At 63.0% G+C, this 22,936-nt stretch carries 16 protein-coding genes; 12 read left to right on the forward strand and 4 right to left on the reverse strand.

Annotated features, from left to right (window positions below; genetic code table 11):
* The first annotated feature begins 3 nt into the window (after nucleotides 1-3).
* The 9 genes from AC1DXU_RS06060 (at nucleotide 4) to AC1DXU_RS06100 (ending at nucleotide 9,631) form a co-directional block, all read left to right on the forward strand.
* Nucleotides 4-291 carry a YciI family protein gene (locus tag AC1DXU_RS06060; protein ID WP_477365565.1) on the forward strand — a complete coding sequence of 96 codons (288 nt, stop codon included), beginning with the start codon at nucleotides 4-6 and terminating at the stop codon, nucleotides 289-291.
* A complete protein-coding gene (locus tag AC1DXU_RS06065; protein ID WP_477365568.1) occupies nucleotides 288-1,241 on the forward strand; it encodes a heme-dependent oxidative N-demethylase family protein in 954 nt (317 codons plus the stop codon). Before AC1DXU_RS06060 ends, AC1DXU_RS06065 begins: the two co-directional genes overlap by 4 nt.
* Entirely contained in the window at nucleotides 1,225-2,493 is a 1,269-nt protein-coding gene (locus AC1DXU_RS06070; RefSeq protein WP_477365571.1) for a hypothetical protein, read from the forward strand. Before AC1DXU_RS06065 ends, AC1DXU_RS06070 begins: the two co-directional genes overlap by 17 nt.
* 125 nt (nucleotides 2,494-2,618) lie before the next feature.
* Nucleotides 2,619-4,064 carry a homospermidine synthase gene (locus AC1DXU_RS06075; RefSeq protein ID WP_477365574.1) on the forward strand — a complete coding sequence of 482 codons (1,446 nt, stop codon included), beginning with the start codon at nucleotides 2,619-2,621 and terminating at the stop codon, nucleotides 4,062-4,064.
* Nucleotides 4,065-4,149: 85 nt separating this feature from the next.
* Complete coding sequence (gene omp10 / locus AC1DXU_RS06080; RefSeq protein ID WP_477365577.1) at nucleotides 4,150-4,527, forward strand: outer membrane lipoprotein Omp10; 378 nt, start codon at nucleotides 4,150-4,152, stop codon at nucleotides 4,525-4,527.
* Nucleotides 4,528-4,730: 203 nt separating this feature from the next.
* Entirely contained in the window at nucleotides 4,731-6,776 is a 2,046-nt protein-coding gene (locus AC1DXU_RS06085; RefSeq protein WP_477365580.1) for a 5'-nucleotidase C-terminal domain-containing protein, read from the forward strand.
* 158 nt (nucleotides 6,777-6,934) lie between these two features.
* Nucleotides 6,935-7,999 carry a ferrochelatase gene (hemH, locus tag AC1DXU_RS06090; RefSeq protein ID WP_477365583.1) on the forward strand — a complete coding sequence of 355 codons (1,065 nt, stop codon included), beginning with the start codon at nucleotides 6,935-6,937 and terminating at the stop codon, nucleotides 7,997-7,999.
* A 138-nt stretch (nucleotides 8,000-8,137) separates the two neighbouring features.
* A complete protein-coding gene (locus AC1DXU_RS06095; protein ID WP_477365586.1) occupies nucleotides 8,138-9,085 on the forward strand; it encodes an SPFH domain-containing protein in 948 nt (315 codons plus the stop codon).
* Nucleotides 9,086-9,166: 81 nt separating this feature from the next.
* A complete protein-coding gene (locus tag AC1DXU_RS06100) occupies nucleotides 9,167-9,631 on the forward strand; it encodes an NfeD family protein (RefSeq protein ID WP_477365589.1) in 465 nt (154 codons plus the stop codon).
* A 164-nt stretch (nucleotides 9,632-9,795) separates the two neighbouring features.
* Here the strand turns inward: AC1DXU_RS06100 and AC1DXU_RS06105 are convergent, their stop codons facing one another.
* Nucleotides 9,796-10,797 (reverse strand): KpsF/GutQ family sugar-phosphate isomerase, encoded by a 1,002-nt coding sequence (locus AC1DXU_RS06105; protein WP_477365592.1) that lies wholly within the window; start codon nucleotides 10,795-10,797, stop codon nucleotides 9,796-9,798.
* A gap of 277 nt (nucleotides 10,798-11,074) precedes the next feature.
* Here AC1DXU_RS06105 and AC1DXU_RS06110 point away from each other — a divergent pair, with 277 nt between their 5' ends.
* Nucleotides 11,075-12,853, forward strand: a complete 1,779-nt coding sequence (locus AC1DXU_RS06110; RefSeq protein WP_477365595.1) for an outer membrane beta-barrel protein — start codon at nucleotides 11,075-11,077, stop codon at nucleotides 12,851-12,853.
* 8 nt (nucleotides 12,854-12,861) lie between these two features.
* On the opposite strand, the gene galU is transcribed toward AC1DXU_RS06110, so the two are convergent.
* Nucleotides 12,862-13,764 (reverse strand): UTP--glucose-1-phosphate uridylyltransferase GalU, encoded by a 903-nt coding sequence (gene galU, locus AC1DXU_RS06115; protein ID WP_477313406.1) that lies wholly within the window; start codon nucleotides 13,762-13,764, stop codon nucleotides 12,862-12,864.
* Between the two features lie 209 nt (nucleotides 13,765-13,973).
* Between galU and AC1DXU_RS06120 the strand changes: the two genes are divergently transcribed.
* On the forward strand, nucleotides 13,974-15,197 hold the full coding sequence (locus AC1DXU_RS06120; RefSeq protein WP_477365598.1) for a lytic murein transglycosylase: 1,224 nt from the start codon (nucleotides 13,974-13,976) through the stop codon (nucleotides 15,195-15,197).
* Between the two features lie 53 nt (nucleotides 15,198-15,250).
* Nucleotides 15,251-16,468: an SGNH/GDSL hydrolase family protein gene (locus AC1DXU_RS06125; RefSeq protein ID WP_477365601.1), complete on the forward strand. Its 1,218-nt coding sequence runs from the start codon at nucleotides 15,251-15,253 to the stop codon at nucleotides 16,466-16,468.
* Here the strand turns inward: AC1DXU_RS06125 and AC1DXU_RS06130 are convergent.
* Both AC1DXU_RS06130 and gltB read right to left on the reverse strand, forming a co-directional pair.
* Entirely contained in the window at nucleotides 16,465-17,919 is a 1,455-nt protein-coding gene (locus tag AC1DXU_RS06130; RefSeq protein ID WP_477365604.1) for a glutamate synthase subunit beta, read from the reverse strand. The two genes, AC1DXU_RS06125 and AC1DXU_RS06130, sit on opposite strands and share 4 nt — an antisense overlap.
* Before the next feature lie 144 nt (nucleotides 17,920-18,063).
* Nucleotides 18,064-22,800, reverse strand: coding sequence for a glutamate synthase large subunit (gltB, locus tag AC1DXU_RS06135; RefSeq protein ID WP_477365607.1), 4,737 nt, complete (start codon nucleotides 22,798-22,800; stop codon nucleotides 18,064-18,066).
* Nucleotides 22,801-22,936 lie beyond the last annotated feature (136 nt).

The raw sequence follows: 22,936 nt of genomic DNA on the forward strand, positions 1-22,936 counted from the left end.
AGAATGTTCGTGGTTTCGCTGAACTATAAAGTGCCGCTGACAGAGATCGACCGGCTGGCGCCCGCACATTTGGAGTGGCTTAGGGCTTGCTACGCCGAAGGCATCTTTGTCGCTTCCGGACCGAAGAAACCAAGAACCGGCGGCGTCATCATCGCACGCGGCCCCCGCGACGTGCTCGACGCCAGGCTGGCCGCCGATCCTTTCGCCAAGGCGGGCGCCGCCGACTATGATGTTACTGAATTCCAAGCAAAGATGACCGCCGCTGCGCTGGACGCCTATAACGAGGCATGAGCGTCCGCCAGCCCACCCATACGCCCTATGACGGCTCCTCGAAGCTCTTCACCATCGGGCTGAAGCCGCTCGACCTCGACAGCTGGATCGAGGTCGACGAGTACCTCCAGCCCTATCTCGCCGAGAAGCGCCGGCTTTATGCGGACATTCCCGACAAGGTTTTTGTCGAGGAGGCCGGCACGCGCGACGCCCAGCGTGAAGTGCTCGAATTGCTCGGCCCGCATCTCACGGCAAGATTTCCCGAGACCTACAGGCGCACGGCGACGGGGATCGAAGTGGTCGGCGCGGCAGGCAATTTGGCTGGCGGCACCACCGCCAGTTTCAGCGACGCTCCGCTTGTCGCCGCCTCCTTGCTTGTCCAGGAAGATTTGATCCTGATGCGTCGTGATGACAGCGTCTGGCGGCTGGCCGCCGGCTCGTTGTGCTTTCCCTCGTCATGGTCGCTGGTTGAAAAATTCGGCAGGCCGCTGCAGCAGATCCACGCGCCGGTGCCGGGTTTCGGGCCCGGCACGCGTTCGGCCGACCTCATCAACCGCATGTTCGACGGCCTGCAGGGCCAGGCGGTCGAGCGCTACAACTGGTCGATCCAGGCCGACGCCGCGCTCTATCATCCGCTGTCCAACGTCGAGCGCATCGATCGCGCCACAAACCGCCCGACCCGGTTTCCCGATGGCGACGTCAACGCTCATGCCTTCATCCGCGTCGAGCGGCAGACGCTGCGGAAACTGCCTGTTTCGCGCGACATCCTGTTCACCATCCGCATCCATCTCGACCCGCTCAAGGTGCTGGCGCGGCATCCCGACAGGGCCACGCTGGCGGCGTCCTTTGCCGCCCAGCTGCAGGCGCTGGACCAGGCGCAGCTTGACTATAAGGGCCTGACCGCCGACCGTGACAGACTGGCGCAAAGCCTTGATATCATGGCTCGGGGGAACAATGATCCATCATCCTAGCAAGCCGGTTGCACTCGCCTGTGTGCTTTTGGGCATGGCGACGGCAGCGCTGGCCGAGCCGGTGACCTATGCCGGCAAGGTCGGACAGACCGACATCGTCGTCGAATTCACCAGCGACCCGTCGGCGCCGGATGGACCGCTCGCCGGCCGCTACTTCTACCGCTCGAAAGGTGTCGACATCCCGCTGCAGGCCAGGCCGCTGAAGGGGCGCCGGTTCGAATTGGCGGAGAAGGAGGCGTGCGGCCCCGAGAAATGCGGAGAGGGCCAGGCCGCGCCAATAGCCGCTATCTGGCGCCTCGCCTCCGCCGACAAGGGCAAGACACTGGAAGGCACTTGGAACGGGAAAAAGACACGGCCGTTGAAGCTGACCCGGATTGCAGAGCGTGAGCAGACCGAGCCGCCGGCCGCGAGCCCGCTCGATCTCTATGATTTCACCGACAGCAAGTTCTCTGGCGACGATGCGCCGATCACCATGGAAGCATCGCCCTACGACTATTTGCGGCTCGATTTTGCCCCCAAGGCTCTTGCCGCCAAAACTGAAGACCCGAAGACTGGCGACAAGATCGGCTGGCCGGATGCCTCCTATGAATATGTCGCCGATCCCCGCACCAGATTTGCCACGCCGCGCATCGTCGAACTGTCGGGCGGCGCGTCGGTCGAGGCGGCGAATGCCTTGCTTGAGAATCGGCACCGGCACGCCAGCCTCGGCGCGTTGAGCTGCGCGGCGTTGCGCTATGCCGGCTTTCACGAGGGCGGCCCGATCGACAGCATGGAGGACGGTTCGCTCGGCGGCTTCGAAGACTCGTCGTCACAGGTCAGCTCGCTTACCCCGCAATTGATGAGCTGGCGGGAATCCGGCAGCCTGTTTTGCGGCGGTGCGCACCCGACCAACTATTTGGACGCCTATGTGATGGACGTGCACCGCGGCGTGCTGCTTGGCCTTCAGGATATGTTTTCCGATACGGTCGATGGCAAGCCCGGCCCGTCACTCGTCGCCTTTGTCGCGCAACGGCGCAAGAAGCCGACCGATCAGACCCAGATCGATTTCGAAACCGAATGCGGCATCGACGATCTGATCCCCGAATATCTGGCGGCCAGCCTCTGGCGCGAGGGCGACAAGGAGTCCCTGGTCTTCGGGCTCCAGGGCCTGCCGCATGCGATCCAGGCCTGCGGCGACGATGTGCTGACCCTGCCGGTCTCCGAGGCCCACGATCTTTTCAAGCCTGAATTCGCAAAATTGCTCGGCCTATAGGCGCGATGACGCCGGGGAAAGCCGGCCATTTCCCGCTTTTTCCTTTATTGTGACAATGATCTATGGTTTGTCGCGCCGCGGCCAGGCGGCCGGTGTGAAGCGTTCTTTTGAGGAGTGTTCGATAGATGGCGACTGAAAATTGGCCCGTTTACGGTGAGATCACCGGCCCTGTTGTGATGATCGGCTTCGGCTCGATCGGACGGGGAACGCTGCCGCTGATCGAGCGCCATTTCAAGTTCGACAAGTCGCGCGTGACGGTCATCGACCCGCTCGACACCGACCGCAAGCTGCTCGACGAGCGCGGCATCGCCTTCGTCCAGGAACACGTGACCGAGAAGAACTACAAGAAGCTGTTGACCCCATTGCTCACCAATGGCGGTGGCCAGGGCTTTTGCGTCAACCTGTCGGTCGACACCGGCTCGGTCGACCTGATGCGGCTCTGCCGCAAACTCGGCGTGCTTTACATCGACACGGTGGTCGAGCCGTGGCTCGGCTTCTATTTCGACGCCAAGGCCGACAATGCAAGCCGCACCAACTACGCGCTGCGCGAAGCGATGATCGAGGAAAAGCGCGAAAACCCGGGCGGCGCGACCGCCATCTCCACCTGCGGCGCCAATCCGGGCATGGTCTCGTGGTTCGTCAAGCAGGCGCTGCTGAACCTCGCTGGCGATCTCGGCCTCGAGTTTTCCGAGCCGGCGCAGGACGACCGTGACGGCTGGGCGAAGCTGATGAAGAAGGCCGGCGTCAAGGGCATCCACATTGCCGAGCGCGACACCCAGCGCACCAAGAAGCCGAAGCCGATGAACGTGTTCTGGAACACATGGTCGGTCGAAGGCTTCATCTCCGAGGGGCTACAGCCGGCCGAACTCGGCTGGGGCACGCATGAGAAATGGATGCCGAAGAACGGCAAGGAGCACAAGCATGGTTCGCAGGCGGCGATCTATCTGGAGCAGCCGGGCGCCAACACGCGCGTGCGCTCATGGTGCCCGACGCCTGGCCCGCAATACGGCTTCCTGGTGACCCACAATGAGGCGATTTCGATCGCCGATTTCTTCACCGTGCGCGGCAAAAAAGGCAAGGTCCAATACCGCCCGACCTGCCATTATGCCTATCACCCCTGCAACGACGCGGTGCTGTCGTTGCACGAGATGTTCGGCGCCGCCGGCAAGGCGCAGCCTGTGCATCACGTGCTTGACGAAAACGAACTGGTCGACGGTGTCGACGAGCTCGGCGTGCTGCTCTACGGCCACGACAAGAATGCCTACTGGTATGGCTCGCAGCTGTCGCTGGCCGACGCCCGCAAGCTGGCGCCCTATCAGAACGCCACCGGCATGCAGGTCACCTCGGCAGTGCTAGCCGGCATGGTCTGGGCGCTGGAAAATCCGCAGGCCGGCATCGTCGAGGCCGACGAGATGGACTACAGACGCTGCCTGGAAGTGCAGAGCCCCTATCTCGGACCGGTCAAGGGCTACTATACCGACTGGACGCCGCTCGATAACCGCCCTGGCCTGTTTCCCGAAGACCTCGACAAAAACGACCCGTGGCAATTCCGCAACATCCTCGTTCGATAGCGGTTCTCTAGGCATGTCTCACTGCCTTGCAATCGCCCGGAAATCGGGCGATTGAAGGGATGCGGACTGAGGAGAGGATTCTCATATGACCATTGCGCGCAAAGTTCTTTCGATGGGCGTGGCCGGCGCCCTTGCGACGATGCTTGCTGCCTGCGTGACCGGCGGCCCCGACGAGCCACCGGCCGCCTCTGCCCCTAAGGGGGTCGAAGGTTCCTGGCTGAACGCCGAAGGCAACGCAGTGTCGACGTTGAATGGCGGAACGTTCACCACCGTTTCCGCCGAGACCGGCGAGAAATTTGCCGATGGCAGCTACTCAAAGACCGGGCCCACCTCGGTCGAGATCAACGGCACCTCGTTGATCAGGCAGCAAACGATAGCCTTCAACTGCCTGCTGGTCTCCATCAATCAGCTCAATTGCACCAGCGCCGCCGGGCAGAACTTTGTGCTGACCAGGCGCGGCTGAGCTCGATCCCGCAAGGGTTAGCAAAAAGGCGGCGGCACGATGCCCGCCGCCTTTTTTATGTCGGCAAACCGATCCCGTTCCGCTCGCCTGATTTCTTCTTGCATCGCCAGAACCGCGATGTGAACATGGCCCAAAAGCTGGCTGTTATGCTCCAGTCAAGCAACAGCGCTAAACGCCTTGGTCAGGCCATCCGGGAGACGAAGATGAAGAAGTTTGCTGCCATTGCCGCTCTGTCGGCATCCACGCTCGGCCTGTCGGCCGGAGCATCCTTTGCCGACTACACGTTGAACATCCTGCACTTCAACGATTGGCACAGCCGCATCGAAGGCAACAACAAATATGAGTCGACCTGCTCGGCTGACGAGGAGACCAAGGGCGAGTGCATTGGCGGCGCCGGCCGGCTGGTCACCGCGATCGCCCAGGAGCGCAAGAAGCTGGAAGGCCAGAACGTGCTGCTGCTCAATGCAGGCGACAGCTTCCAGGGATCGCTGTTCTACATCACCTACAAGGGCACCGCGGAGGAGGAATTCCTCAACCAGATCAAGCCCGACGCGGTGACGCTCGGCAACCACGAGTTCGACGATGGCGAGAGCGCGCTGGTGCCTTACCTGGACAAGGCGAAGTTCCCGATCGTCAGCGCCAATGTCGTGCCCAACGACAAGTCTGGCGCGGCAGGCAAGATCAAGCCGTCGATCGTGCTTGAGGTCGGCGGCCAGAAGATCGGCATCATCGGCGCGGTCACCAACGACACGCCGGAGCTCGCCTCGCCCGGCCCCAACATCACCATCGCCGACGACGTCAAGTCGATCACATCAGAGGTCGAGAAGCTGAAGGCGCAGGGCGTCAACAAGATCATCGCGGTGACCCATATCGGCTACAAGCGCGAGCGCGACGTCATCGCCAAGATACCGGGCATAGACATTGTCGTCGGCGGCCACAGCCATTCGCTTTTGTCCAACACCGACCCGAAGGCGGAAGGCCCCTACCCGACGATGGTCGACAATCCGGACGGCTACAAGGTTCCGGTCGTCCAGGCGGCGTCCTATTCGAAATATCTCGGCGAGTTCAAGATCGTGTTCGATGACAATGGCGTCGTCAAATCGGCCAGCGGCGACCCGATCTTTCTCGACAAGTCGATCACGCCCGATCCCGCCGTGCTTGCCCGCATCAAGGAGCTTGGCGCGCCGATCGAGGCGCTGAAGAACAAGGAGGTCGCCGAGACGACCAAGGCGATCGACGGCAGCCGCGAAAACTGCCGCGCCCGCGAATGCGAGATGGGCAATCTCGTCTCCGACGCGATCCTCGATCGGGTCAAGGGCCAGGGCGTCGAGATCGTCATCTCGAATGGCGGCGGCCTGCGCGCCTCGATCGACCAGGGCACCGTCACCATGGGCGAGGTGCTGACAGTGCTGCCGTTCCAGAACACGCTGGCCACCTTTCAGATTTCCGGCAAGGATCTGGTTGCCGGGCTGGAAAACGGTCTCAGCCAGCTGGAGGATGGCGCCGGACGCTTCCCGCAGGTCGCCGGCCTGAAATACTCCTTCGACAAGTCGGTCGCGCCCAATGCCGGTCGCGTCAAATCCGTCGAGGTCATGGAGGGCGGCGCCTGGGTCCCGCTCAATCCAGACAAGGACTATCTGGTCGCCACCAACAATTATGTCCGCCAGGGCGGCGACGGCTACAAGGTCTTCGCCGAGAAGGCCAAGAACGCCTATGACTATGGTCCGGGCCTCGAACAGGTGGTCGCCGACTATCTCGGCGCGCACAAGCCCTACACGCCAAAGCTCGACGGCCGCATCACCGAGATCGCCGCCACGGTTGCGGCGGCGCCTGCGGCTCCCGCCGCCGAACCTGCCAAGCCGGCCGAACCGGCCAAGCCCGCGGAAGCCGCGCCGGCACCCGCCGAGCCGGCACTGCCTGCGCCGCCGGCTGGCTCAAGCGACATCGCTGCAACCCCGCCAACGGTCCCGGCGGAAACCGCACCGGCGACACCGGCGCCTGCCGAACCGGCCAAGCCAGCCGAGGCTGCCCCGGCACCGGCGACACCAGCTCCGGCCGAGCCGGCAAAGCCGGCCGACGCCACTCCTGCCGAAGCCAGCCATGTCATCGTCGCCGGCGATACCTATTGGGATCTGGCCAAGCAGGCCTATGGCGACGGCACCAAATGGAAGGTGATCTCTGAAGCCAACAAGGGCTACGAGCCACGCCGGCTTCCTCTCGGCGCGACCTTGACCATTCCGCCGAAGTAACCTCGCTTCGCGTCCGCGACCAGCAAGACCCGCCCGGGAAACCGGGCGGGTTTTCTGCTTTCAGGGTAAGGTGCGGCCAGACGCAGCATTGAAAACTTGCGCCGCATCGCTAGTTTCGCCGCGACGTCGCCGGTTTCGCGCGGTGTCGGGAGATCTTTATGACGCTTTCCACGCCTGTCGATCCCAAAGCCGCGAAGGCGCTTGGCCCGCTGCCGGCAGGACATCCGCCGGTCAGAACCGGCAAGATCGGCGTCATGCTGGTCAATCTCGGCACGCCCGACGGCACCGATTTCAAGCCGATGTGGCGCTATCTCAGGGAATTCCTGTCCGATCCGCGCGTCATCGAACTCAACAGGGCGATCTGGTATCCGATCCTCTACGGCCTGGTTCTAACCACAAGGCCCAAGAAGTCCGGCGCCAACTACGCCAGGATCTGGAACCGGGAGCGCAACGAGTCGCCGCTGCGCACCTTCACCCGCGCCCAGGGCGAGAAGCTGGCCGAGGCGCTGCGCGACCTGCCCAATGTCGTCGTCGACTGGGCGATGCGCTATGGCAACCCTTCGACCGCGAGCGTTGCCAAAAATCTGGTCGAGCAAGGCTGCGACCGCATCCTTTGCTTCCCGCTCTACCCGCAATACTCAGCAACCACCACCGCGACCGCCAACGACCAGCTGTTTCGCGCGCTGATGAAGATGCGGGCAGCCCCGGCGATCCGCAGCGTGCCGCCCTACTATGACGAGCCGGTCTATATCGAGGCGCTCGCCCGTTCGATCGAACAGCATCTGGCGGCGCTCGACTTCGAACCGGAGGTGGTCATCGCCTCCTATCACGGCATCCCAAAGCCTTATTTCGAAAAAGGCGACCCCTATCACTGCCATTGCCTGAAGACGACGCGCCTGCTGCGCGAAAGGCTCGGCTGGAGCGACAAGAAGCTGATCACCACCTTCCAGTCGCGCTTCGGCGCGCAGGAATGGCTGCAGCCCTACACCGACAAGACGGTCGAGAAACTCGGCCATGACGGCGTGAAGTCGATCGCCATCGTCAATCCTGGTTTCTCCGTCGACTGCATCGAGACACTGGACGAAATCGGCCGTGAGGCGGCCGAAACCTTCCATCACGCCGGAGGCGAAAAATTCGCCCATATCCCTTGCCTCAACGACAGCGCGGAAGGCATGGCGGTGATCGAGGCGATGGTGCGGCGCGAACTATCGGGTTGGATCTGAAGCCAACGACTCCCGCAATCAGCTGTACATAGATAATCAGCGATCACCAGATTGTAACATTATTGAAACACACCTAAGTGTTTGGTGAAGTTGGCTGCATGGAATCAACGCCATGGCCGGCGTCTGAGGGAGATTAAGATGGACTTCAGTGGTTTCGGTATTGCGATTGGTGCGCTTGCCGTTCTGGTGCTGGTACTCCTTATCAAAGGCATCAGGACAATCCCGCAAGGCTACAATTATACGGTGGAGCGCTTTGGCCGTTACACCAAGACACTGAGCCCCGGCCTCAATGTCATCTTTCCGATCGTCGACCGTATCGGCGCCAAGATGAACATGATGGAGCAGGTGCTCGACGTTCCGAGCCAGGAAATCATCACCCGCGACAACGCCATAGTGGGTGTCGACGGCATCGCCTTCTACCAGATCCTCAACGCAGCGCAGGCGGCCTATCAGGTCTCCGGCCTGCAGAACGCCATCCTCAACCTGACGATGACCAACATCCGTACCGTCATGGGCTCGATGGATCTCGACGAGTTGCTGTCGAACCGCGACGCCATCAACGAGCGCCTGCTGCGCGTCGTCGACGAGGCGGCGCACCCGTGGGGCATCAAGATCACCCGCGTCGAGATCAAGGACATCAACCCGCCGGCCAATCTCATCGAATCGATGGGCCGCCAGATGACCGCCGAACGTAACAAGCGCGCGCAGATTCTTGCCGCCGAAGGTCTCAAGCAATCGCAGATCCTGGAGGCCGAGGGCCGCAAGGAAGCTGCCTTCCGCGATGCCGAGGCGCGCGAGCGTTCGGCCGAGGCCGAAGCCCGCGCCACGCAGGTGGTGTCGGAAGCCATCTCCAAGGGCGACGTGCAGGCGCTCAACTACTTCGTCGCGCTGAAATACACCGAAGCGATGGGCAAGATCGGCACGGCCACCAACAGCAAGGTCGTGCTGATGCCGATGGAAGCCTCGGCGCTGATCGGCACGCTCGGCGGCATAAGCGAGATCGCCAAGGAGGTATTTCGCAGCGAAGGCACAGCCGGCGCCGCGCGGACTGCCCGCCCTCCGGTGGTTCGCCCTAGCGACAACTGAGATCATGGGAGCATGATCCCGAAAAGTGGGCACCGGTTTTCGGAAAAGATCATGCTCAACAGGAAATAGGAGCACACGCCCATGCTCGACCGCATCATTTCCGAACTCGGCCCGTGGAACTGGATGGTTCTGGGCTTCGTCCTGCTGGTGCTGGAAGTCATCGCGCCAGGCATCTTCATGCTGTGGATCGGTATCGCCGCGCTGCTGATCGGCGTGGTCTCACTGCTGATCTGGGACGCAGGCTTCTGGACCTGGGAGATCCAGGTTCTCGCCTTCCTCGCTTTGTCGCTGGTCTCGGCCTTCGTCGGCAAGAAGCTGGTCGGCGGGCGTAATGACACGACCGACCAGCCGTTGCTCAACCGACGCGGCGCCCAGATGGTCGGCAAAATGGCTACCCTTGCCGAACCGATCAAGGACGGTCGCGGCCGCATCAAGCTCGGCGACACGCTGTGGCGCGTCTCCGGTCCCGACCTGCCGGCCGGCACGCAGGTGCGTGTAGTCAGTTCGGCCGATACAGATCTGGAACTGACGGTCGAGGCCGTCTGAGTTTTCAGGCGCGCCTACGCGCAAGGTGTGTTGAGATTCAGGTCAGGCCGAGTCGAAAACGATGGTTTCCGAGAACCGGAGCGGAGCGTACTCAAAGTACGTGAGCACCGGAAGCGCAGGAGACCGGCGTTTGCAGACCGGCCTCACCTGAATATCAATACACCTTAGGCGGCGCCGATGCGCAGCAGATCATGCAGGTGGACGAGCCCGACCGGCTGCCTGCCCTCGACAACCATCAGGCTGGTGATGGCTGAGTTGTTGATCGTCTGCAGCGCGGTTGCCACCAGTGTGTCCGGGCGGGCCGTCTTCGGCTCCCTTGTCATCACCTGATCGACACTCATTTCCAGCAAATTGCTGCCGATATGGCGCCTGATGTCGCCGTCTGTGATGATGCCGATCAGCGCGCCGTCCGCGGCCGTGATCGCCACGCAACCGAACCCCTTGCTCGACAATTCGAGGATCGCCTCGCGCATGCCGGTGCCCGAAGGCACGAGCGGCAGCCTGTCGCCGACATGCATGATGTCGCGGATCTGCGTCAGATTGGCGCCGAGCTGGCCGCCGGGATGGAAGGTACGGAAATGGTCCGGGGTAAAGCCCCGCGCTTCGAGCAGGGCGATGGCCAGTGCATCGCCCATCACCAGCTGCAAAAGCGTCGATGTCGTCGGCGCCAGGCCGTGCGGGCAGGCTTCGGGTGCGCGCGGCAGCAACAGCACCACGTCCGCCTCGCGCGCCAGCGCCGATGTCTCGCCGGCGGTGATCGCAACCAGCGGAATCGAGAAGCGCCTGGAATAGGCGATGATGCCGTTGAGTTCCTTGCTCTCGCCCGACCATGACATGGCGATGATGGCGTCATCCCTGGCGATCATGCCGAGGTCGCCGTGATTGGCTTCGGAGGGATGCACAAAGAAGGCCGGCGTGCCGGTCGAGGCGAGCGTCGCGGCTATCTTGGAACCGATATGGCCGCTCTTGCCGACGCCGGTGACGATGACGCGGCCTCTGGCCTGCGACACGATATCGACGGCGCGCGCGAATGGTTCGGACAGTCCATTTTCGAGCGCGGCGGCCAGAGCCGCCACACCGGCCTGCTCGGTTGCCACCGTCCTGAGCGCCGATTCTATCGAAGCTTGCTTGTCCAGCCGCTTCTTTTCTGGGGATCCCGCATGCATGGCTGATGCGATTAGCGCTTTGGCGCTCGCCTGTCCAACAGAAATGCCACCTCGTGCCTGTCGCCCAAAAGCCTGGTCTCGGGCTTGACCCAAGGTTGTGCAGCGGTTTTGCGACAGCGACAGGCATGAAAACAAGGTGCTTGAAGCGCACCGCATGAACCCCCTAGGACATCACCGTTTTGAGGGTCATTGGGCCGCCGCCTCAACCCTCCGTTAACCATCCCCATTTACGGTTCGGTAAGTATGGCGCGCTTGCGCCGCGCAAGCAGTGGTGACGATGTCGCGGGCCCAGCCTGAAAGCAAAAGAGGTCGAAACGGCAAAGCCATCAGCGCACTGCTGCTGGCGGCCAGCGTTTTCGCTTTGCTGCGGCCAACACCGCTTTGCGCCCAGGAGACCGAGCTGCGCGGCGAGGTTTCGGAATCGGCGATCCTGTTTGACCAGCAGCGCAAGGTAAGACAGCTGAGCGCGGCCGGATCTCAGGATCCGGCGACACCCGCCGATGCAGCCGCCCAGGCCAACCCGCCAACCCCGACGACCTATCTGCCGGCAAGTGCCGGCGCCTTGCCGGACGACACCGGCGCGACACCGCCGACCGGCAGCATCTTTGATCCGCCGGCGGCCACAGATGGCAGTTTTGGCGACAATCCGCCCCCGGTTAAGCCGCGCCGGCCATCGACCGCAAAGCTGCGCGCCGCCGATGCAGACACGGCCAAGGACAAGACAACCGGCAAGAAGAAGCTCGGCAAGGCCACAGACCCAACCACGACCGGAACCACGTCGACCGACACAGCGGCAGACGATGCGGACCAGGACACAACCAACCGCCGTGCCCTCACCGTCGACAGCGCCGACCGGCAAAAGCTCGACCCCGGCGCCGAGCGCACCGACGCCATCGAAGGCCTGAAGAAGAAGCCCGAAGACGATCCCTACGCGGCAACCGGCATCAAGGTTGGCACCTTCCTGCTCCGGCCGACGCTTGAGCAAGGCGTGACGGCAACGTCGAATGCCGATTCCAGCAGCGGCGGGACGTCGGCGGTGCTGTCCGAAACGGCGCTGCGTTTTTCCGCCGCCTCCGACTGGCGCGAGAACTCGGCGGTCATCGACGGCTACGGCAACTTCCGCAACACCATTTCGGGCAAGAAGATCAATGAAGGGCGCGGCCGCCTCGAAGGCACCCTGAACGTCGATCTCGACAATGAACTGCGGGCCATCGCCAAGCTCGGCTACGAAATTGCGCCGGAATCCGCCTCCTCACCCGATGCCATTGCCGGCGTCAAATCGCAGCCGATCCGCCAGACCATCGACGGCAGCCTGGGCATCGAGAAGGACGTCGGCAAGCTGCGCTTCGCGCTGACCGGCGCGGTCTCTCACGACATCTATGGCGACGCCGAGCTGACAAACGGCACCGTGTTGTCGCAGAAGGATCGCGACTCCACCCTCTATACGGCGACTTTGCGCACCGGCTACGAGATCTCGCCCGCCATTACACCTTTTGCCGAGGTCGAAGTCGGCCGCCGCGCCTATGATCTGCGTGTCGATTCGGGCGGATTCGAACGATCATCCACCCGCCTCGGCGCGCGCGCCGGCGTCGAACTCGACATGGGCGAGAAACTGACTGGGGAATTCTCGGCCGGCTGGCTCCGCGAAGCGATCGACGACGATCGCCTGGCGGCGATCGCGGGGGCAAGCCTGAACGCCGACCTCAAATGGTCGCCGGAACGCGGCACCATCATCGGCCTCACCGGGAAGACCACCATCGACGGCACCACAGCCGCCAACGAAAGCGGCGACATCCTCTATTCCGGCCGCCTCACCGGCGAGCGGCAGATTCGCGCCGACCTGACCGGCAACGCCGCACTCGGCCTCGACTGGCGCGACTACACCGGCTCCGACGGGCATGACCTGACGCTGAGCGCCGAGGCCGGGCTGACATGGTGGCTGAACCGCTATGTCGGCCTCACCAGCCGCGCCCGCACCGAAAAGCTGACCAGCAACCTGCCTGGCCGCAACTACACCGCCAACAGCATCTACCTCGGCCTGAAGCTGCAACGGTAAGACAAGCCCTAGGCGGCGCCGCGCCGTTCCGACGGTTTTATCTCATCGAGCAGCGTGCGGATGACGCCCGACATGTTCTCGTTCATGTCGCTACGCCACAGCGCGAAGGCGACATTGGCCTCGACGAAGCCTTCCGGCGAACCGCAATCGAAGGTGCGGCCTTGATAGTGGTAGCCGTAGAAGGACTGCTGCTTTTCCAGCTTCAGCATCGCGTCGGTGAGCTGGATTTCGTTGCCGGCGCCCTTTTCCTGACCTTCGAGAATCCCGAAGATCTCGGGCTGCAGGATGTAGCGGCCGTTGATGTAGAGATTGGACGGTGCGGTGCCGGTCTTCGGCTTCTCCACCATCTCGGTGATACGGAAGCCGTGATGCGTATCCTCGCCGCGGCCGACGATGCCGTATTTGTGCGCCTCGGCCGGGTCGCATTCCTGCACGGCGATGATGTTGTTGCCGGTCTCCTGGTAGAGCTCGACCATCTCCTTCATGCAGCTCTTTTCCGACTGCATGATCATGTCGGGCAACAGCAGCGCGAAAGGCTCGTCGCCGACCAGTTCGCGCGCGCACCAGACGGCATGGCCAAGCCCCATCGGCACTTGCTGGCGGGTAAAGCTCGTCTGTCCCGGAGCCGGTTGCAGCCGCTGCAGGCGAGCGAGTTGGTCATCCTTGCCGCGCTGGGCGAGCGTGTCGTAGAGCTCGAACTGGACGTCGAAATGGTCTTCGATAACCGCCTTGTTGCGACCGGTGACGAAGATGAAATGTTCGATGCCGGCCTCGCGCGCCTCATCGACAACATACTGGATGACCGGTCTGTCGACGACGGTCAGCATTTCCTTGGGGATGGCCTTGGTGGCCGGGAGGAACCGCGTGCCGAGACCGGCGACCGGGAAAACTGCCTTGCGAACTCTCTTCATGCTGTCAATTATCCGTTTGAGGGCCTGCTCTGCAATCCCGCTCCGAGACATTTTCACGCCGAAATCGGGGATTACGGAAGGTCTGGTGAGAAACTTGCTGTGCGTAAAGCATCGACGCGTCTTTTCGTTCCCGACGGCTCCTATGGTAAACTAAATCCTAACCGGGTTCGGCGATGAATGATCTTCCTGAGATAAAGAAGGAGGAAAAGATGTCCGTTCGCAATGCCGCAAAATTCTTCACCAGCGTCATGACGGCCGCCAGCCTCTCGCTCGCCTTGCTGATGCCGGCCGGGCCGGCTTTTGCCGATGCCGGGTTCCGGCAATGGGTCGCCGGTTTCCGCGCCACAGCCGTGCAAGGCGGCGTTTCCGGCGCCGTGTATGACCAGGCGTTCAAGGATATCAGGGATATTGACCCGGTGGTGCTGGAAAAGGCGCGCACGCAGCCTGAATTCACCGCCCCGGCATGGGATTATTTCGACAACCGGGTCCATGACCAGTCCGTCGCCGTCGGCCAGCAGATGGCGAAGAAATGGAAGCCTTGGCTCGACCGCATCGAGGCACGGTTCGGTGTCGACCGCGATATCCTGCTCGCCATCTGGTCGATGGAATCAAACTATGGCGAGATCCTCAAGCGCGACGACATCATGCGCAATGTCGTGCGCTCGCTGGCGACCTTGGCCTATGCCGATCCGAAGCGGGGGAAATTCGCCCGCACCCAGCTGATCGCCGCGCTGAAGATTCTGCAGACGGGCGACATCGATGAAAGCCATCTCAGCGGATCCTGGGCCGGCGCCATGGGCCATACCCAGTTCATCCCGACCAGCTATCAGCACTATGCCGTCGACATGGACGGCAATGGCAAGCGCGACATCTGGAATTCGATCCCCGATGCGCTGGCAACCGCCGCCAATCTGTTGAAGAAGAATGGCTGGCAGGCCGGCAAGACCTGGGGCTACGAGGTCACGCTGCCGGCCGGCAAGCTCCCCGGCGGCGCGAAGACATTGGCGCAATGGCAGGCACTCGGCGTCGTCAGGGCCAATGGCAAGCCGTTCAAGAACGTCGCCGACAAGGCGACATTGAAGGTGCCGGACGGCCGCGATGGACCAGCCTTCCTGATGATCAAGAATTTCTCGGTGATCAAGGCCTACAACAACGCCGACAAATATGCGTTGGCCGTCGGCCTTCTTGCCGACGAAATCGCCGGTTCCAGTGGTCTCGTGCAGGACTGGAAACGGCCTTTCACCAAGCTCAGCTTCGAGGAAAGGCAGGAGCTGCAGAAGCGGCTTTCGCAGCACGGGCTTTACGACGGCAAGTTCGACGGCAAGATCGGTGATGGCACGAAAACAGCCATCATGACCTATCAGGCGAAGGTCGGCTTGACCCAGGACGGGTATCCGAGCATGGAAGTGCTCAAATGGCTCCGACAAAAATAGAGCCGCCGCGCGGCCCCGATTTCAGGGTCATGCGCCAGGGATGGAGAGGGTGATTGGTTTCGGTCGCGCGTATCCGGGTCATCGTCCGTCGCATGCCGATCCTGATTCTGGCCATTGCCGTTCTGGCAGTCGCCGCCGCCAGCTCCTTTCACACGCCGGCAATCGCGCAGGAACAGCAAAACCGGGGCTGGTCGCTGCGCGACCTGTTGTTCCCGCGCAGAAGTGAGCGGGTAGAGCCGCCGCTTGACATCCAGAAGCCGCGGCCCAAGGCAAGAAAGAAGGCACCTCGCCCACCGGCCGAACCGGCAATACCGATTGTCGAGAAAACACCGGATGCCCGCGTCGTTCTGGTGGTCGGCGATTTCATGGCAAGCGGCCTTGCGGAAGGCCTCGATACTGCCTTTGCCGAAAATCCCGGCGTCAGGATCGTCGCTCGCAGCAACGGCTCCTCCGGTTTCGTGCGTGATGATTTCTACAACTGGCCCGAACAGATCAAGTCGTTGATCGAGACCGAGAAGCCCGCGGCTGTCGTCGTCATGCTGGGGTCCAACGACCGCCAGCAGATGCGCGTCAACGACGTGCGCGAACAGCCGCGATCCGAGAACTGGACCAAAGAATATGAGCGCCGGACCGATGCGCTTGGCAAGGCCATTGCGTCGACCAAGGTACCCTTCCTGTGGGTTGGCATGCCAGCTTTCCGGGTGCCGAAAATGACTTCCGACATGCTGGCCTTCAACGACATCTATCATTCGGCGGCCGAAAGCGGTGGCGGTGAGTTTGTTGACATCTGGGACGGGTTCGTCGACGAGAACGGCGCCTTCGTCACCACCGGGCCCGATATTAACGGCCAGGCGGTGCGCCTGCGCTCCGATGACGGCATCAACGTGTCGAAGGCCGGCAAGCGCAAGCTCGCCTTCTATACCGAAAAGCCGCTGATGAAGATCCTTGGGCTGACAGCACCCGGCGGTGCGGTTACGGCCTCCGCGCCGGCTGGCGCCCCCGTCGAAGTGCCGTCGCCGGTCGCGGCGCCCATCGTGGTCGACCGCACCGTGCCGATGCTGCTCAACGATCCGGCGCTCGACGGCGGTTCGGAACTTCTCGGTGCAGCGCCACCGGCAAAGGCGGATGTGAACCTGCCCGGCGAAAAACTGGTCGTCGAGGGCAAGGCGTCCGCTGCCTCGCCGGGCCGCGCCGACGATTTTTCCTGGCCGCCCAAGACCCAGCCGGCGACGGCGGCCGCAGGCGAGACAACGACGGCGATCAACCCTTAACGGGGCAGGACGCTCGATCCCATCAACGCCTCGTCGATGGACCGCGCTGCCTGGCGGCCCTCGCGGATCGCCCAGACAACCAGCGACTGGCCGCGACGCACATCGCCCGCCGCATAAAGCCTGTCGACGCTGGTCTTGTAGTCGCGATCGTTGGCCTCGACATTTTTCGAACGGCGGCTGTCGGTGACGATCTTCATCTGGCCATCCAATTCCGACACCAGTCCGACGGTGGTCGGCCCGGCAAAGCCGATGGCGATGAAGGCGAGATCGGCACGGATGACGAATTCGGTGCCGGCGATCGGCTTGCGCTTGTCATCGACCTCACAGCATTTGACGCCGGTCAGCTGGCCCTCTTCGCCGATGAATTCGAGCGTCGCCACCTGGAATTCGCGCTCCGCACCTTCGGCCTGCGACGACGAGGTGCGCATCTTGGTTGCCCAGTAGGGCCAGACCGAAAGCTTGTCTTCCTTCTCCGGCGGCTGCGGCCGGATGTCGAGCTGGGTGACGCGCACGGCGCCCTGGCGGAAGGCGGTGCCGACGCAGTCGGAGGCGGTGTCACCGCCGCCGACGACGACGACGTGCTGGCCGCCGGCGACAATCGGCGCCGCGTGCCACGCCACCGATTGGATCGGCTCGCCGCCGACGCGCTTGTTCTGCTGTACCAGATACGGCATCGCATCATGCACGCCGTCGAGATCGTCGCCGGGAATGCCGGCAGCGCGTGGCGTTTCCGAACCGCCGCAATAGAGCACCGCATCATATTCGGCGAGCAGTTCGCTGACCTTCTTGTCGACGCCGACATTGACGCCGCAATGGAAGGTCACGCCCTCGCCCTGCATCTGCTCGATGCGCCGGTCGATATAGTGCTTCTCGATCTTGAAATCGGGAATGCCGTAGCGCATCAGCCCGCCCGGCCGGCTCTCGCGCTCATAGACATGGACGTCGTGGCCGGCGCGGCCAAGCTGCTGCGCGGCGGCCATGCCGGCTGGTCCCGAGCCGATGATGGCGACGCGTTTTCCCGTCTTCTTTTCCGGCGGATAGGGCCTGATATGGCCGGTTTCATAGGCCTTGTCGGCGATCGCCTGCTCGACCGTCTTGATGGCGACCGGAATGTCCTCGAGGTTCAGCGTACAGGCTTCCTCGCAAGGTGCGGGGCAGATGCGGCCGGTAAATTCGGGGAAATTGTTGGTCGAATGCAGGTTGCGGATCGCATTGTCCCAGTCGCCATTGTAGACGAGGTCGTTCCAGTCCGGGATCTGGTTGTGGATCGGACAGCCTGTCGGCCCATGACAAAACGGAATGCCGCAATCCATGCAGCGCGCGGCCTGTTTCTCGACCTCCTTGTCCGACATCGGCAGCGTGAACTCACGGAAATGCCGGATGCGGTCGGAGGCCGGCTGGTACTTGTGCACCTGCCGGTCGATCTCGAGAAAGCCTGTTACCTTACCCATAGTCCAGTTCCTGCTGTCCAGATGGTGCGGGTTTCGCCGCACCCGTTAACCTCTTGAGGCAGCCATGGCAACCTTGCGCCCGAGGTCAAACTGTCGATGAAAGTATTGACCGGGAAGCCTGGGCTTCCCGGCAGTTCCCAAAGCCTATTCCGCCGCCACGCCCATGCGCATGCGTTCCATCTCGATCAGCGCACGGCGGTACTCGACCGGCATGATTTTCCGGAATTTCGGCCGGAAAGTCGTCCAGTCATCGAGGATCTCGCGACCCCTGACCGAACCCGTGTAGTGCACATGGTTCGAGATCAGCTGGTAGAGCCGCTCCTCGTCGTGGCTGGTCATATCGCCGGAGACGTCGACGCGGCCCTTGTGGTCGAGGTCGCCGCCGTGATGGAGCAGCTTCTCCATCAGATCGTCTTCCTCGGGAACAGGTTCCAGCTCGACCATCGCCATGTTGCAGCGCTCGGCGAAATCGCCGGCTTCGTCCAGCACATAGGCGACGCCGCCCGACATGCCGGCGGCGAAGTTGCGGCCGGTCTGGCCGATGACGACGACGATGCCGCCGGTCATGTATTCGCAGCCATGGTCGCCAACGCCTTCGACGACGGCGGCGACACCCGAGTTGCGCACAGCGAAACGCTCGCCGGCGACACCGGCGAAATAAGCCTCGCCCTCGGTTGCGCCATAGAGCACCGTATTGCCGACGATGATGGAGTCAGCCGCGACGATCTTGGCCTCTTCCGGCGGACGGATGACAATGCGCCCGCCCGACAGGCCCTTGCCGACATAGTCGTTGGCCGCGCCAACGAGCTCGAACGAAATGCCTCGCGCCAGGAAGGCGCCAAAGGACTGGCCGGCGGTGCCGGTCAGCTTCACCGAGATCGTGTCCTCGCGCAGGCCCTTGTGCTTGAAGCGCTTGGCCACCTCGCCCGACAGCATGGCGCCCGTCGAACGGTCTACATTGCGGATGTCGACCTCGATCTTGACCGGCTGCTTGCTGTCGAGCGCGGGCTTGGCCAGTTCGATCAGCTTGCGGTCGAGCACGTCGTCGATCGGATGCTTCTGCCGTTCGGTCCAGTGCACGGAAGCATGCGGCGCATCGGGCTTGAAGAACATCTTCGAGAAATCGAGGCCGCGCGCCTTCCAGTGCACGATCAGGTCGCGCTTTTCCAGAAGGTCGGTGTCGCCGATGATCTGGTCGATATGGGTGTAGCCCATTTCGGCCAGCAGCCCGCGCACCTCTTCCGCCACATAGAAGAAGAAGTTGATGACGTGCTCGGGCGTGCCCTTGAAGCGCTTGCGCAGCACCGGGTCCTGCGTCGCGACGCCGACCGGGCAGGTGTTGAGATGGCACTTGCGCATCATGATGCAGCCGGCCGCGATCAGCGGCGCGGTTGAGAAGCCGAACTCGTCGGCGCCAAGCAGCGCGCCGATGATGACGTCACGGCCGGTGCGCAGGCCGCCATCGACCTGCAGCGCCACGCGCGCCCGCAGACCGTTCAGCACCAGCGTCTGGTGGGTCTCGGCAAGGCCCATTTCCCATGGACTGCCGGCATGCTTGAGCGAGGTCAGCGGCGACGCACCGGTGCCGCCATCATAGCCGGAGATGGTGATGTGGTCGGCGCGCGCCTTGGCGACGCCAGCCGCCACCGTGCCGACACCAACTTCCGAGACCAGCTTGACCGACACGTCGGCCGCCGGATTGACGTTCTTCAGATCGTAGATCAGCTGCGCCAGATCCTCGATCGAATAGATGTCGTGATGCGGCGGCGGCGAGATCAAGCCGACGCCCGGTGTCGAATGCCTGACCTTGGCGATGGTTGCGTCGACCTTGTGGCCGGGCAATTGACCGCCCTCGCCGGGCTTGGCGCCCTGCGCGACCTTGATCTGCATCATGTCCGAGTTGACGAGATATTCCGCCGTCACGCCGAAGCGCCCGGAGGCGACCTGCTTGATCGCCGAGCGCTCGGGGTTCTTGCCGCCGCCGGGCAGCGGCAGATAGCGGTCGGCCTCTTCGCCGCCCTCGCCGGTGTTCGACTTGCCGCCGATCTGGTTCATGGCGCGCGCCAGCGTGGTGTGCGCCTCGCGTGAGATCGAGCCGAAGGACATCGCCCCGGTCGAGAACCGCTTGACGATGTCGGCCGCCGGCATGACCTCGTCGATCGCGACCTTCTGGCGGCCGCTTTCTTCCGCGAGCTTGATCTTGAACAGGCCGCGAATGGTCTGCGCCCGCGCCGTCTCGCTGTCGATCTGGGCGGAATAGTCCTTGAACGTTTCCCACGAGCCCTGACGCACGGCGTGCTGCAAGGTGGCGACTGCGTCGGGCGACCAGATATGCGCTTCGCCGCGCATGCGGAACACGTATTCGCCGCCCACCTCGAGGCTGTTGCGCAGCACCGGGTCGTTGCCGAAACCATCGGTGTGGCGGCTGAGCGTCTCGGCCGCGATCTCGTCCAGTCCGACGCCCTCGATCAGTGTCGCGGTGCCGGTGAAGTATTTCTCTACGAAATCGGTCTTCAACCCGATGGCGTCGAAGATCTGCGCGCCGCAATAGGACTGGTAGGTCGAGATGCCCATCTTGGACATCACCTTGAGGATGCCCTTGCCGATCGACTTGATATAGCGCGAGACCACTTCGTAGGCGTCGACCTCCTTCGGCAATTCGCCACGCTTGTGCATGTCGAGCAGCGTGTCGAAGGCAAGGTAAGGGTTGATCGCCTCGGCGCCGTAGCCGGCAAGGCAGCAGAAATGATGCACTTCGCGCGGCTCGCCGGATTCCACGACCAGACCGACCGAAGTGCGCAAGCCCTTGCGGATCAGGTGGTGGTGCACCGCGGCTGTCGCCAGCAGTGCCGGAATGGCGATGCGGTCCGGCCCGACCTGGCGGTCGGACAGGATGATGATGTTGTAGCCGCCGGCGACCGCCGCTTCCGAGCGCTCGCACAGCCGGTCGATGGCGCCCTGCATGCCGCCAGCGCCTTCGTTCGAACCATAGGTGATGTCGATCGTCTTGGTGTCGAAGCGGTCCTCGGTGTGGCCGATGGAGCGAATCTTTTCGAGATCGCCATTGGTCAGGATCGGCTGGCGCACTTCCAACCGCTTGCGGCGCGAATTGCCGACCAGGTCGAAGATGTTGGGCCGCGGCCCGATGAAGGACACCAGGCTCATCACCAGCTCCTCGCGGATCGGGTCGATCGGCGGGTTGGTGACCTGGGCGAAGTTCTGCTTGAAATAGGTGTAGAGCAGCTTCGACTTGTCCGACATCGCCGAGATCGGCGTGTCGGTGCCCATCGATCCCACGGCTTCCTGGCCGGTGGTCGCCATCGGCGACATCAACAGCTTGGTGTCTTCCTGGCTGTAGCCGAACGCCTGCTGGCGATCGAGCAAGCTGACGTCCCGGCGCAATTCGCGCGGCGCGACCGGCTTCAAATCTTCGAGGATGAGCTGCGTGTTGGCGAGCCAGGTCTTGTAGGGATGCTTGGTGGCGATCTCCGACTTGAGCTCCTCGTCGGAGATGATACGACCCTTCTCGAGGTCGATCAGCAGCATACGGCCGGGCTGCAGCCGCCACTTCTTGACGATCCTCTCTTCCGGCACCGGCAGCACGCCGGCTTCCGAGGCCATGATGACGCGGTCATCGTCGGTGACGATGTAGCGTGCCGGGCGCAGTCCGTTGCGGTCGAGCGTGGCGCCGATCTGGCGGCCGTCGGTAAACACGACCGCCGCCGGCCCATCCCACGGCTCCATCAGTGCGGCATGGTATTCATAGAAAGCCTTGCGGTCTTGATCCATCAGCTTGTTGCCGGCCCAAGCCTCAGGGATCAGCATCATCATGGCGTGGCTAAGGCTGTAGCCGCCCTGGAACAGGAACTCGAGCGCGTTGTCGAAACACGCGGTATCGGACTGGCCCTCATAGGAGATCGGCCACAGCTTCGAGATGTTGTTGCCGAACAGTTCGGAATCGACCGATGCCTGTCGCGCCGCCATCCAGTTGTTGTTGCCGCGCACGGTGTTGATCTCGCCATTGTGGGCGACCATACGGTAGGGATGTGCCAGCTTCCACGATGGGAAGGTGTTGGTCGAGAAGCGCTGGTGGACGAGGATCAGCGCCGTCTCGAAGCGCGGGTCCTTGAGATCCTTGTAGTAAGCGCCGACCTGGTAGGCCAGGAACATGCCCTTGTAGACGATGGTGCGCGCCGACAGCGACACGCAGTAGGAACCGATGTCCTTGTTGTCGTTCTCCGCGTAAATGCGGCCGGAGATCACCTTGCGCAGCAAATAGAGCCGTGCCTCGTATTCTTCGTCGTCGGTGATGTCGGCCGTGCGGCCGATGAAGACTTGCCGGTGGAACGGCTCGGACGCCACGATATCAGGCGCCTTCGACAGCGACGCATTGTCGACCGGCACGTCGCGGAAGCCGAGCAGCGGCAGCCCTTCGGACTGCGCCGATTCGGCGATGATTTCTTCGATATGGGCGCGCAGCGCCGCATCCTGCGGCATGAACCAGTGTCCGACGCCGTACTGACCGGCCGGCGGCAGTTCGATGCCCTGGGCTGCCATCTCTTCGCGGAAGAAACCGTCCGGAAGCTGCACCAGCACGCCGGCGCCATCACCGACCAGCGGATCGGCGCCGACGGCGCCGCGATGCGTCAGGTTTTCGAGCACGGCGAGGCCGTCCTTGACGATCTGGTGCGACTTCACGCCCTTCATGTTGACGATGAAGCCGACGCCGCAGGCATCATGCTCGTTGCGCGGGTGGTAAAGACCTTGCGCGGCAAAGCCGTTGGCGGTTCGGCCAATAGTGGTCAGGGACGTATTTTTGACGGTTGCCGCTTTCGTCTGCGCGGCCTGGCCGTTCGTCGCAGAGAGCGTCATGTCCGTCATCGTCCTGTCCTCCGTTCCCAGCCGTTCGGGCGCTGGTTTGCCTCGGGAAGCGCTTGGCTCCCCCTTGATCCTTGCGGCACGTCTTGCGAAATCTTGGGCTGAACCATGCGGCTTTCCGCATGGTTCGTATCTGGTA

Source organism: Mesorhizobium sp. P3_A10, from assembly GCF_056403175.1.

Coding starts and splice junctions, on each gene's coding strand:
- AC1DXU_RS06130 (WP_477365604.1), bottom strand. CDS start 17,919: ATGGGTAAGGTAACAGGCTTTCTCGAGATCGACCGGCAGGTGCACAAG.
- hemH (WP_477365583.1), top strand. CDS start 6,935: ATGACGCTTTCCACGCCTGTCGATCCCAAAGCCGCGAAGGCGCTTGGC.
- AC1DXU_RS06100 (WP_477365589.1), top strand. CDS start 9,167: ATGCTCGACCGCATCATTTCCGAACTCGGCCCGTGGAACTGGATGGTT.
- AC1DXU_RS06075 (WP_477365574.1), top strand. CDS start 2,619: ATGGCGACTGAAAATTGGCCCGTTTACGGTGAGATCACCGGCCCTGTT.
- gltB (WP_477365607.1), bottom strand. CDS start 22,800: ATGACGGACATGACGCTCTCTGCGACGAACGGCCAGGCCGCGCAGACG.
- AC1DXU_RS06070 (WP_477365571.1), top strand. CDS start 1,225: ATGATCCATCATCCTAGCAAGCCGGTTGCACTCGCCTGTGTGCTTTTG.
- AC1DXU_RS06085 (WP_477365580.1), top strand. CDS start 4,731: ATGAAGAAGTTTGCTGCCATTGCCGCTCTGTCGGCATCCACGCTCGGC.
- AC1DXU_RS06095 (WP_477365586.1), top strand. CDS start 8,138: ATGGACTTCAGTGGTTTCGGTATTGCGATTGGTGCGCTTGCCGTTCTG.
- omp10 (WP_477365577.1), top strand. CDS start 4,150: ATGACCATTGCGCGCAAAGTTCTTTCGATGGGCGTGGCCGGCGCCCTT.
- AC1DXU_RS06110 (WP_477365595.1), top strand. CDS start 11,075: ATGTCGCGGGCCCAGCCTGAAAGCAAAAGAGGTCGAAACGGCAAAGCC.
- AC1DXU_RS06120 (WP_477365598.1), top strand. CDS start 13,974: ATGTCCGTTCGCAATGCCGCAAAATTCTTCACCAGCGTCATGACGGCC.
- AC1DXU_RS06060 (WP_477365565.1), top strand. CDS start 4: ATGTTCGTGGTTTCGCTGAACTATAAAGTGCCGCTGACAGAGATCGAC.
- AC1DXU_RS06105 (WP_477365592.1), bottom strand. CDS start 10,797: ATGCATGCGGGATCCCCAGAAAAGAAGCGGCTGGACAAGCAAGCTTCG.
- galU (WP_477313406.1), bottom strand. CDS start 13,764: ATGAAGAGAGTTCGCAAGGCAGTTTTCCCGGTCGCCGGTCTCGGCACG.
- AC1DXU_RS06065 (WP_477365568.1), top strand. CDS start 288: ATGAGCGTCCGCCAGCCCACCCATACGCCCTATGACGGCTCCTCGAAG.